The sequence below is a fragment of the Segetibacter sp. genome (assembly GCF_025963695.1).
Lineage (GTDB): Bacteria > Bacteroidota > Bacteroidia > Chitinophagales > Chitinophagaceae > Segetibacter.
This window is the reverse complement of the sequence record NZ_JAOQAH010000037.1, coordinates 1-12,437: the sequence shown is the minus strand read 5'-3', so window position 1 is coordinate 12,437 and position 12,437 is coordinate 1. Positions and strand designations below refer to the sequence as shown.

The window sequence follows — 12,437 nt, the reverse complement described above, 5'->3', positions numbered from 1 at the left end:
GCGCTGCCTTGTACTTTGCGATGCATATATAGTAAGCTACTTTTTCTTCGATGAAAATCCCTACCTTCGCGTGCCCAAAAAATGAGTATGAGCCATAGGAGAGAATATGAGATTGCATTTGTAGGATTGAAGCCAGGGGTGCATCATTTTTCGTACAAAATAGACGACAAGTTCTTCGAGGACTTTCAACAACAGGATTTCAAGAACTGTGAAGCAAACGTAAAGTTTACGCTTGATAAAAAGGTTGGCTTCATGCTTTGCAGGTTTGATGTCGACGGAAAAGTGGAGCTCATTTGCGACAGGTGTGGAAATAACCTGCAGTTGCAATTGTGGGACGAATTCAACCTGGTGGTTAAAATGGTAGATAACCCGGAAGTAATGAATGACCAGGAAGATGATCCGGACATTTATTATATCAGCAAAGGAGAGAGTCATTTACATTTGGAGGACTGGATTTACGAATTTATCAACCTAAGCATCCCAATGCAACGGATGTGTAAGGAAGATGAGGTAGGCGGGCCGCAATGCAACCAGGAAGTACTGGAGAAGCTGAAGAAGATGGAGGAGGATGCTAAAGCAGCAGAATCGAGTGCTGTATGGAAGGGACTTGATCAATTTAAAGATTTACAATAACGTTTTTTGATATTTATTAAAATTTAAGATATGCCTAATCCGAAGAGGAGACACTCGCAGCAACGCAGTGCAAAACGAAGAACACATTATAAAGCCGTGCCGGTTACTTTAAGCAAAGACTCTACAACAGGTGAACTACATGTACGTCACCGTGCGCATGTAAGCGAAGGAAAGTTATTTTATAAAGGAAAACTGGTTTCAGAAAAGGCGCCCTTAAAAGCTTAACTGGAAGACAAATACTTTTAAAATTATTCATCCCTTACAACAAAGTGGATGAATAATTTTTTTGTGCTATAGCCAGCCTAACTTACTTTCAGCTTCTATTATTTTATTCAAAAAGTTTTTAGCTTATATGAATATTGGTATAGATATGATGGGTGGAGATTTTGCACCGCTTGAAGCGGTGAAAGGTCTGCAAACATATTTATCTACGTCATCCTCTCCGGCTAATCTTTTTTGTATAGGAAATGAAGTCGAGTTAAAAATGCTGCTAGCCCACCATCGGGTGGTTCGCGCAGAGATAATAGTGGTCCACGCGCCCGAGGTGATAGGAATGCATGAACATGCAACCAAAGCTCTAAAAGACAAACAACGCTCTTCAATAGCCATCGGTTTTCACATGCTTGCCTCAGGAAAGGTAGATGCTTTCATCAGTGCAGGCAATACCGGCGCCATGCTAGTTGGCGCATTGTACAGTATTAAAGCTATCAGTGGCGTTCATCGGCCGGCAATTGCAAGCATTGTTCCCAAAGTAAATGGCTCAACCGGTATTTTGCTTGATGTTGGTCTAAATGCAGATTGCAAACCCGAAAACCTCAATCAATTTGCTTTGTTGGGAAGCCTTTATGCTAAAGATGTTTTTGGTATAGAAAATCCCAAAGTTGGATTATTGAACGTAGGAGAGGAGGAGGGCAAAGGAAACGTTCTAACCCAGGCAGCCTACCCTCTGTTAAAAGACAACCCGGCTATTAACTTCATAGGCAACGTTGAAGGGCGCGATCTGTTCCTTGATAAAGCCGATGTTATGGTTTGTGAAGGTTTTACTGGTAACATCATCCTCAAAATGGCGGAAAGTTTATACGAAGCTGCCAAACAACGCAACATTTCTGATGCTTTTTTGCATCGCTTCAATTACGAAAATGTTGGCGGTACCCCTGTTTTAGGTGTGGCGAAACCTGTGGTAATTGGGCACGGCATCAGTAACGCGAATGCTTTTTCTAATATGATAAATCTTGCTGAAAAAATGGTTACTTCTAATATCTGTGGTAATATTATCGAACAGTTTAAATCTTAATTTTTTCTTTCTGTACCGGCATTTGTAATACTATTTTTCTTTTGTTGCGTCGCACTCTTTTGCATTGCCAACAATATTCGCCTCTCCCAAACAGCAGAAAGTGGTTACTGCGGTCTACTTTACCAAACTCTGAATCACGTCATACTTAGTAACAATGTGCAGGTTTCCGCTTTCGTCTTTTGCCATCACGGCGCCATTACCTTTTGTAATCAAGCTGCCGAGGCGTTCTACAGGCGTGTCAAATGAAACTACGGGATAGGCAGGTTCTATCACACTTGAAATAGTAGCTGTTTTAATTTCGGGGTTACTAAATATTTTTTGAAATAGGCCACTTTCACTTACCGCCCCCGCCAAACCTTCTCCATCCATAACCGGAACGTGTTCAATATCATATTTTCGCATTAGCTCTACCGCCTCCGCAACTGTTTGGTTTGGTTCAACGGTTACCAGCGTCTTCGAAACTCGGGTATTAACGATGTCTTTAAATGTTTTTACATCAAAAAAGCCTCTTTCCATCATCCATTGATCATTGTACACCTTCCCCACATAGCGGCTTCCATGGTCTGGAAAAATAACCACCACCAGGTCATCCCTTTTTAATTCATTTTTCAACTGCATCAAGCCTTGTAAAGCAGTACCTGAACTGTATCCAACAAAAATGCCTTCTTCTCTTGATATACGCCGGGCCATAACAGCTCCTTCCTTGTCAGTTACCTGCTCAAACCTGTCGATAACGCTCATGTCATAATTTGCAGGAACAAAGTCTTCGCCGATACCTTCTGTTATGTACGGGTGCACCTCTTTCATATCAACCTCGCCTGTCTCGAAATATTTTTTTAATAAAGAACCATAAACATCTATAGCCCAAATTTGAATGTTTTTATTCTTTTCCTTTAAATATTGCCCTGTTCCAGTAATAGTACCTCCGGTGCCTGTAGCAATTACCAGGTGTGTAATTTTTCCTTCGGTTTGCTCCCATATTTCCGGACCCGTATTTTCATAATGTGCCTGGCGGTTTGCAAAATTGTCGTACTGGTTCATATGAAACGAGTTTGGAATTTCCTTTGGTAATCGTTTTGCTACCGAGTAATAGCTTCTGGGATCTTCAGGATCAACGTTGGTTGGACAAACGATTACTTCCGCACCAACTGCTTTTAGTATATCAACTTTCTCCTTTGATTGTTTATCTGTGGTAGCAAAAATGCATTTGTATCCTTTTATAACGGCAGCCAGCGCAAGCCCCATTCCTGTATTGCCACTGGTTCCTTCTATAATAGTTCCGCCTGGTTTTATTTTACCAGCCTTTTCAGCTTCTTCCAACATCTTTAGAGCCATCCGGTCTTTTATTGAATTACCCGGATTGAAGTATTCCACTTTGGCCAGCACCGTGCAGGGAAGTTCTTTAGTAATCTTGTTTAATTTAATTAGCGGAGTATTACCGATAGTCTCAAGGATATTGTTTAGCCACATGGAGGTGTTTGATTTTTTACAAATGTAGGAAAAATGAAAGGGGGGCTTTTTAAAGGAAGCTATTCCGGTTGCTGCCTAACTTCATCAGGCACCATCTCTAAATCAACTTGTTTTATGCAACTATGTGGCTAAGCTGCAACTCTCTGTAAAATCACTTTACAAGGAATATCTGAAGTAACCTTAACCAGGTGATTTTTATGAAGTGGGATTGATAAGAAACTTCCGGGCATAAGGTGGTATACATCGTCACCAATAGCAATGTCGCAAGTACCTTCAACAATCAAAAACTTTTCGTATTCGTCGTGATGTACTTCCTGTGGTGCCAATTCCTTTATCCAGACAATTGCAGTTGTAACCTCGGGAGTATAACCAATGATCCTGGCGTACACATCGGTAAAATGAGCAGGCACAACAAAATCGGGGCGATTTAACCATTCTTCGTAATCGACAATTTTTGAATTTTCATTTAAATCGGGTGGAAAAGCAGGAGATTCTCCGTTTTCCATGCGGCCAATAAAATCAATCGTAGCCATTAGCATCGGCTTTATTATAGGATCAGGCGTTAGTGCATTAGCAATTGCCTCCTGCTCTAAAGAAGTACTAAAGACCTCTATTGCTTCCTTCACTTCAGGATAGGAAACAGCAAGTTCTTCCACCTCCTTTATTTCATCAAGAGATGACATTCCCAGAACATAAGATTCTATGATCCCCGATTCAATATACTTGCTAATGTCTTTCATGTTACTTTGCCCCTCATTATCTTCTTTGTATAACCCGCTGATTTTGTATAACGTAGCAAATGTAAATAATGGTTTTTATTTTATATACTAGTTTAATTAACGTCCGGTTTTAAATACTGTAAACTAAAACAAGTTTACCATAATATATTTCAGTTTTCACGAGTTACAGGGTTATCATACTTTAAGTATGCTGTGTTATAAAAAAGATGACAGCTTCGTTAATAAAAGTTTATTCACCTATTTTTTATCAACTTATATTTTATTGCTTTCTTAGCACTTCAAAAAGTTTTTGGTCTACTAAAATATTTTTTATTTCCTGCTTCTATCTACATCAAACATGAAGAAACTCATTATCTATTTATTGCTAAGTCATCAAGTAATATTTGCTCAAGACACAACTTCGCCAGCGGCCAATCTTATCGCCAGCGGTATTCCTGCCATCCCCGATACCATAACGGAGGGTGCCCGACGGTATTCCGAGTTTCGAAGTGCTGTTTTTTGTGATTGGCATCCGAGGCGCCAGGAAATGATTATAAGTACACGATTTGGAAATGTACCTCAATTACATTTGGTGAGTATGCCACTAGGAGCACGAAAACAACTTACTTTTTTTAACGAACCTATTAATAACGCAACATATGAACCTGTTAAAGGGGAATATTTTCTTTTTACAAAAGATAAAGGAGGTGACGAGTTTTCGCAGATCTACCGGTACAACTTATCGGATGGAACCATCACATTAGTAACTGATGGAAAACGATCGCAAAACGGGGGCATTGTTTGGAGCAGGAAAGGAAAGCTGATGGCCTACAGCTCAACTGCACGAAACGGTGCAGATCGTGATATTTATATTATGGACCCACTTAACCCGTCGACTAACAGATTATTGATTGAAGTAAGTGGTGGTGGATGGGGTGTATTAGATTGGTCGCCTGACGATAAACAACTATTGGTTAGCGAAAAAATATCTGCGAATGAATCGCACTACTGGCTGGTGGATATAGGCACAGGTACTAAAAAAGAATTAACACCACAAGGAGAACAGGGGGTTTATTACGGACATGCCAAATTTAATAAAAATGGGACCGGGATCTATTTTATTACAGATAAGGACAATGAGTTTAGCAGGCTTGCTTACATGGATTTTTTAACCAAAAATATTGTTTTCTATACTTCTGCAATCAAGTGGAATGTAGAAGCTTTTGATGTTTCAGAAGACGGAAAACGAATTGCTTTTGTAACAAATGAGGCAGGCGAAACCAAGTTGTATCTACTAAATACTACCACACCCGCTCAACAGTATTTCCTCGTCAGAACTATTCCGGCCGGCGTATATGCTAATATATCTTTTCATAGAGACGGTAAGCATCTTTTGGTTTCTGTGAATACCGCTCAATCCCCTGCAGACTTATATGTTATTTCAACATCAAATGGAAAAACAGAACGGTGGACGGAAAGTGAAATGGGGGGGATAGTACCAACCGATCTGCGACCTCATGAATTGATTAAATGGAGAAGCTTTGATGGCAAAGAGATCAGTGGTTTTTATTATAAACCTGCTATAAAGTTTGCCGGCAAAAGACCCGTTATCATCAACATTCATGGAGGACCTGAAGGGCAATCTTTACCCGTTTTTCAAGGTGAAAACAATTATTATTTAAACGAGTTAGGTACAGCAATTATATATCCTAATGTAAGAGGTTCATCAGGTTATGGTAAAACATTTTTAAAAGCGGATAACGGAATGAAAAGAGAAGAGTCTGTAAAAGATATAGGCGCTTTGCTTGACTGGATAGCTCAACAACCCAACCTTGATACCAGCAGAATTATGGTGACGGGAGGTAGTTATGGTGGATATGTGACGCTGGCAGTGGCTGCCAATTATAATGATCGGATAAGATGTGCAGTGGATATAGTCGGCATTTCGAACTTCAATACATTTTTGAAGAATACAGAAAGTTATAGGCGCGATTTAAGAAGGGTCGAGTATGGCGACGAACGAGATACGGCGATGGCAGCATACTTCGAGAAAATATCTCCTGTTAACAATGCACAAAAAATAGCAAAACCTCTTTTTATTGTTCAGGGTGGAAATGATCCGCGCGTTCCTCGAACCGAATCGGTACAAATGGCGGATAAGTTACGGGCTAATGGAACGATAGTGTGGTACCTGGAGGCGAAAGACGAAGGGCACGGCTTCCGTAAAAAGAATAATGTAGATTTTAAAAGAAATGCCACCATCCTGTTTATGAAAAACTTTTTGCTAAATGAGCTTTAGGGAATGTTCTTGAGGATGTTTTAGTTACCAGTATAAATATTTGACTTAAACTAAAAAATGATAGGATGGAATAATTAACAGGAAAGTCAATTTTAAAAAGTCTTTCTCACTCTTCTCGAAACCTCTCCTGAATAACTGCATTTGTTGCTATAGGATGAGAATTATGGGGCTGCTTTGAAAAAAGTATTTGCCTGAACTTTATGATCAATGGGTAGTAATGCTCAGGTAAATACGACTGGTAGAGTAACGGATGGAAAAATATGCTGCTCGAAGGTGTTACGGTACAGTGATCACTTCATGCGGACAGCAACCGGGCACCGTTACCAATACTAATGGAGAATATACATTACGGGCAGCAAACGCTGTAAGTGCATTGTTGTTATCTTTTACGGGCGTTGCGCGTATAACAGAACCAATTAAAGGAAGAAGTAATATTAGAATAGCTGTTTTCTCGTTGTTTTTTTTAGTTCTTCGTCATCTGTCCTAAACTTCCCGCAGACGCGCCGAGGTAGAGAAGTGTGGCAACTGTTGCTTCGCGATCTCGTTCTGCAACTACCTGTACCATGTAAAACGGCTTGTTTGTGTTGCCTTTCCTACTTTTGGCGAAGTAACTATTTATTCAGGTAAGTTCTTGCCATTAAGCGATAGTTAAGTAATTAAGATAAATAGAAAAAATTTTATCAATTATAAATCAAAGTGCTAATTAAGGTATGATAAAGAAAAATGTATTCCTTGTTCTGTCTATTGTTGCTACATTATTATTTTCTGTACGAACTTTCGCGCAGCCCCAGCAAGTTCATTTAAGCTGGAATAGTGTAAAAAAAGATGCTACTTCAAATACAATGACCGTTACCTGGGCAGACAATAGTCAAAACAAGGGCTTAATTAAATACGGTACCCATCAGCAACTAATGAAGACGGAAACTGCAACAAGCAAATATTCCGACAGTGCAAAAATTTACATCTACCAGGCTACTTTAAAAGGTTTAAAACCTAATACCAAATATTACTATAAATGCGGATCTAATCGAGGCCCATGGACCGCGCAGTTTTCCTTTAGAACCGCACCATCTTTTGGAAGCAGATCAAAATTTGTAGTTGGAGTGTGGGGCGATACGCAGGATAATGAATTCAATGAACAGTTTCAAAAAACGGCAGCAATAGTGCAGCAGCTAAAAAAGTATCCTATTCAATTTTCTGTTCACATGGGCGACATTGTTGATATTGGCTCTGTCGGTGCGAAATGGAAAGGGCTTTTTTCAACAACCCAACCTGTAAATGCATTTGCCCCCTTCATGCCTGTAACAGGCAATCACGATGTTGACAACGACTCGGCAAGCAAGGGCTATCAAAAGCCGTTTCCAGTCTTTTATGATGTTCTTCATTTGCCGGCAAATAACATTGACTATTCTTACAATTACGGCAACACCCACTTTGTAGCAATCAGCTCAGGACATGCTAAGGGTGCAGAGGCGGCAGGGGATTTTACTTTTGCCCCCGGCTCGCGCGAGTATCGATGGCTGGAAGACGATTTGGCAAAAGCAAGAGCAGATAAAAGTATTACATGGATTGTTCTGTACATGCACCACCCGCTTTATTCGTTTGGGTGGAGCCACGTTACGGGTTGGCAAAACAGAATTACACCATTAGTGGATAAGTATAAAGTAGATCTTTGCCTCGCCGGACATCGGCATGTGTACGAGCGCCACAAACCAATCAGGAATAACGAAGTATTGCCACAACCGGACAATCATGTGTATCAAAAGCCGGCAGGAACAGTTTACGTTACCAATGGAACTGCCGGTGGGTCGCCTCAGGGTTTAGGTGGAAAGGACATGGCCTCAATGAGTTTTACAAATACAGTGAAAGAGTATAACTACGCCATCATGACGATTGAAGGCAACACTATTAGTTACGACGTTTACAACCAGGATGGTAAAAAAATAGATTATTTTACAATATCTAAATAAGATGGCTACCCATTCATTTTAACTCGCCTTATGCCAGTACTTGTGCGTTTAATCTTCTTTATTTTTTTGCTCACTCTCGACGTTTCGGTGGTATTAGGCCAGGCAAATTCTTTAAGCTGGAAACTCGCCTGGAGCGATGAATTTAATTATACCGGATTGCCAGATACTGGTAAATGGGGTTATGAGCATGGTTTTGTAAGGAATAATGAAAAACAATATTATACCTATAAAAGAAAAGAGAATGCTTTTGTAGAAAATGGACTGCTAACCATTACAGCAAAAAAAGAAACTTTTCGAAATAAGGATTACGATGCTACAAGTACTGCCTGGCAAAAAAAAGACTCCCTTGCTTTATATACTTCAGCGGCTCTTATTACACAACGGAAAGCATCGTGGAAATTTGGGAAGATTGAGGTTCGCGCAAAAATTCCGGCTGGGCCAGGTGTGTGGCCGGCGATATGGATGCTTGGTAATAATGTGAGTGAAGTAGGTTGGCCATTATGTGGAGAGATAGATATTATGGAGTTTGTTGGTCATGACTCATCTGCTATTCATGGTACTATGCACTATGCTGATCCTGTAACCAGAAAGCACTTACAAAGCGGAAGCAAAATCATCATTGCCCAACCTTATAATGATTTTCATATCTATGCTGCAGAATGGAACAACGACGAGATAAGATGTTTGTTAGATGGAAAGGTTTATTATACTTTTTCGCTTAGCAAAGCAGGTGAAGGTGAAACTAATGCCTTTCGAAAGCCTTTTTACCTGTTATTGAATTTTGCACTTGGTGGCAGTTGGGGAAGAACCTTAAATGATGCAGTGTTACCTCAAAAATTTATTGTTGATTATGTTCGTGTGTATCAACAAAGATGAAAGCGATAAAGAGCGATTGAACGAAGGCAAGTTATAACCCTTGAATTTGAGTTTGAATAGCCGCTCTTTTTGATGCTTAATAACTAAAAGTACAAGGGAGTGACACAACAATGCTTCATTAGAAAACAAGCGCTTGTACCAAGAGCGGTTTACTATTAATAATAAATACAGCAATAAACAATATTAATAGGTTGGGCTATAATAACATGATTAATAATAAAAGTAATTTTTGAAAATATATGAAGAATAAAAGGCTTTCATTAATTCTAAAATATTCGGTCGTAGCATTCGCATTGGCCTTATCTGCATGCAAATCGACACGTGTAATGAGGTCTTCTGTAGTTACTGATAACGGTTACGGCAGCTCTTATGATAATGCAACTTTAGCAGCGGATAGCAGGTCTGTGCTAATGCCTTATAACCGGTTTATAGATCCTGCCGGAACTGTTATTCGCTTCGGTAATCCGGTTTTAGAAAATCATAGCCTTGATTGCGTGTTGTTGCCAGGTGGTGAAGTGCTGGCAGTAGAGGACAGGTATGGGCTTGCCTTTATTGATCTTAACACTAAAAGCATTCTCTTTCATTTAGATTACGAGGGAACGTACAAGGGATTGATGAGTACGTACTCAGGAATTAAAGTTTTAGAGGAAGATAGAAAAATACACATTTTTTGGGGCGCATCTAGCCCTTCGGCAAAAACTTCGTTTATCATAGATGCTGTTTGGGATGGCAGCAAAGCGGTAATAAACGACGCCATTCCGTTTGCAGGGGTGGCGCCGGCGCCAATGGCCCTGCCAAATGACATAGCCATAAACAAAGAAGGGGGTGATAATTATTTGTATGTAGTACTCAATGGAAACAGCCAGCTATCCAAGATTAGGTTGCGTGATAAAAAAGTTATTTGGACAACACCTACAGGAATGGCTCCTTTTGGTGTTGCGCTAACTTCTTCAAAAGCGTATGTAACAAATTGGGCCGGGCCTGTGCCAACCGACGCTTTACGTGAGACGGCGGGTGTGCCTTATGCAAATGTTTACATAGACCCTCGCACCGGTGCTACTGCCATGGGTACGGTTAGTGTGATAGATCTTGAAACCGGTAAAAAACAATCAGAAGTCGAAGTAGGTCTACACCCGAACGCGATTATTACAAATAAGCAGCGGGACTTTGTGTATGTGGCAAACGGAAACAGTGACAACATTTCGGTGATTAGCACTGCAACTGATAAGGTAGTTGATTCTATATCTGTAAGGTTAGGCGGTGAAGCAAACTCATATATTGGAGATTCTCCAAATGCACTGGCTATTAATGATAACAGCACTACGTTGTATGTATCGAATGGAATGGATAATGCGATAGCTGTGGTAAAACTTGGATCATCAGTTTCTGCGTCAGGTATTGGAAAATCTGTAGTGGAAGGATTTATTCCTACAGAAGCATACCCAGCCGGACTGGTATTAACGAATGATGCGTTGTATGTAGCAAACCTGGAAGGTGAAGGAGCAAGGGTTGCATCAAAAAAAGGAATGACCATTCATGAGCAGGAAGCAACTGTATCTATCATTTCGTTGCCCAATAAAAGCCAGTTAGCATCTTACACAAAAAGGGTAGAAGCTGCTAATATGTTGTTTAGAACAAAAATTACACAACTATTACCCCGAAAAGAAGTTGCACCAAGGCCGGTTCCGGAAAGGATCGGAGAGCCCTCTGTTTTTAAACACGTAGTATATATAATAAAAGAGAACAAAACCTACGACCAGGTATTGGGCGATATGGTGGAAGGTGATGGAAAAAAGGAGCTTTGTATTTTCGGAAACGAGATAACCCCAAACCAGCATCAGCTGGCAAAAGATTTTATGTTGCTCGATAATTTTTATGCATCGGGAAAATCATCTGCTGAGGGACACTCCTGGTCAACTGCTGCAATCGTAACAGACTATGTAGAAAAGAATGTTCGCGCATGGTTTAGAAGCTATCCACACGTTTTAGCTGATGCCTTAGTTTATAACAAAGAAGGTTTTATTTGGAATAATGCTTTAGACCATGGTAAAACTGTTAGGGTATATGGCGAAGCATGTGTGCCCCGGTTACCGGCCGGATCAAACTGGACAAATATTTACCAGTCTTATGTTGAGGGTAAGCCGATTGATTTTAAAAACGAAACTACGATTTCAAGGCTGCGACCAATACTATCGAGCACGTATCCGTGTTACGAAGGGGCAAGGATTAATGACCAGTTCAGGGCAGACGATTTTATTAAGGAGCTAAGTGCATACGAAAAGATGCCGGGCGACCAGCTTCCGCAGTTAATGATACTGGCGTTGCCTGCTGATCATACATCAGGTACCCGTGAAGGCTTTCCAACCCCCAGAGCAATGGTAGCAGATAACGATCTTGCTTTAGGAAGAATTATAGACGCACTGACTAAAAGCCGCTTTTGGGATTCAACGGCTGTATTTGTAACGGAAGATGATTCGCAATCGGGATGGGATCATGTTTCGCCTTACCGCACAACGGGATTCGTGTTAAGCCCTTATTCCCGATTAGGAAAAACTGTTAAGACGAATTATAATCAAACTTGTATAATTCGCACAATAGAGCAAATCTTAGGGATACCGCCAATGAACCTTTTCGACGCAACAGCGCTACCTATGTTCGATTGCTTTACAGGTAGTTTTAATAAAGACCCGTATACGTTTTTAAAAAATAATATTCCTTTAAACGAAATGAACAAAAGCACGGCTTCATTAAAGGGTAAAGCAAAAAAATATTCCATCCTCTCTGCCTCACCCGAATTTGATCATATTGATAGCGGCAACGATGATCTGTTAAACAGGATCTTGTGGTTTGCGGCCAAAGGAGATGAGCCTTATCCTAAAAAAATGACACTTCCTAAAAAAGAGCAGAAAGATGACGATGATGACTAGGAAATCATTAGTTCATAGTGTAGATGCCCGTTCTTTTCATCCTTTATATAACCTAAAAAGAGCTGCCCGGTTAATAACGAAGCTTAGCCGGAAGCTTAAAATTTTACATTAAAGCAGCGTATTACTATAAATTGTTGTTTACATACTGAGGTTTGAAATATTTCAGCTTCTTTAATTTCTATTGCCATAATTCTCCTTTATTAAAATGATTGCCATGAAAACCTATTGTTTTCTTTACCCTTTTTAATT

General features: G+C 40.1%; 9 protein-coding genes. 7 read left to right on the top strand and 2 right to left on the bottom strand.

The window, feature by feature from the left end:
- Positions 1 to 87: 87 nt before the first annotated feature.
- The 3 genes from JWR87_RS06495 (at position 88) to plsX (ending at position 1,927) form a co-directional block, all read left to right on the top strand.
- Positions 88 to 633, top strand: coding sequence for a DUF177 domain-containing protein (locus tag JWR87_RS06495; RefSeq protein WP_297817149.1), 546 nt, complete (start codon positions 88 to 90; stop codon positions 631 to 633).
- A 30-nt stretch (positions 634 to 663) separates the two neighbouring features.
- A complete protein-coding gene (gene rpmF / locus JWR87_RS06490) occupies positions 664 to 858 on the top strand; it encodes a 50S ribosomal protein L32 (RefSeq protein WP_297817146.1) in 195 nt (64 codons plus the stop codon).
- A 127-nt stretch (positions 859 to 985) separates the two neighbouring features.
- On the top strand, positions 986 to 1,927 hold the full coding sequence (gene plsX / locus JWR87_RS06485) for a phosphate acyltransferase PlsX (protein WP_297817143.1): 942 nt from the start codon (positions 986 to 988) through the stop codon (positions 1,925 to 1,927).
- A 114-nt stretch (positions 1,928 to 2,041) separates the two neighbouring features.
- Here the strand turns inward: plsX and JWR87_RS06480 are convergent, their stop codons facing one another.
- Positions 2,042 to 3,397: a pyridoxal-phosphate dependent enzyme gene (locus JWR87_RS06480; RefSeq protein ID WP_297817140.1), complete on the bottom strand. Its 1,356-nt coding sequence runs from the start codon at positions 3,395 to 3,397 to the stop codon at positions 2,042 to 2,044.
- 128 nt (positions 3,398 to 3,525) lie between these two features.
- Positions 3,526 to 4,137, bottom strand: a complete 612-nt coding sequence (locus tag JWR87_RS06475; RefSeq protein ID WP_297817137.1) for a cupin domain-containing protein — start codon at positions 4,135 to 4,137, stop codon at positions 3,526 to 3,528.
- Between the two features lie 337 nt (positions 4,138 to 4,474).
- Between JWR87_RS06475 and JWR87_RS06470 the strand changes: the two genes are divergently transcribed.
- The 4 genes from JWR87_RS06470 to JWR87_RS06455 all read left to right on the top strand — a co-directional run bounded on the left by JWR87_RS06470 (position 4,475) and on the right by JWR87_RS06455 (position 12,188).
- Positions 4,475 to 6,415, top strand: coding sequence for a S9 family peptidase (locus tag JWR87_RS06470; protein ID WP_297817134.1), 1,941 nt, complete (start codon positions 4,475 to 4,477; stop codon positions 6,413 to 6,415).
- Between the two features lie 710 nt (positions 6,416 to 7,125).
- Positions 7,126 to 8,385, top strand: coding sequence for a metallophosphoesterase family protein (locus tag JWR87_RS06465; protein ID WP_297817131.1), 1,260 nt, complete (start codon positions 7,126 to 7,128; stop codon positions 8,383 to 8,385).
- Between the two features lie 30 nt (positions 8,386 to 8,415).
- Positions 8,416 to 9,261, top strand: coding sequence for a glycoside hydrolase family 16 protein (locus JWR87_RS06460; RefSeq protein ID WP_297817128.1), 846 nt, complete (start codon positions 8,416 to 8,418; stop codon positions 9,259 to 9,261).
- A 239-nt stretch (positions 9,262 to 9,500) separates the two neighbouring features.
- A complete protein-coding gene (locus JWR87_RS06455; protein ID WP_297817125.1) occupies positions 9,501 to 12,188 on the top strand; it encodes an alkaline phosphatase family protein in 2,688 nt (895 codons plus the stop codon).
- Positions 12,189 to 12,437: the final 249 nt, after the last annotated feature.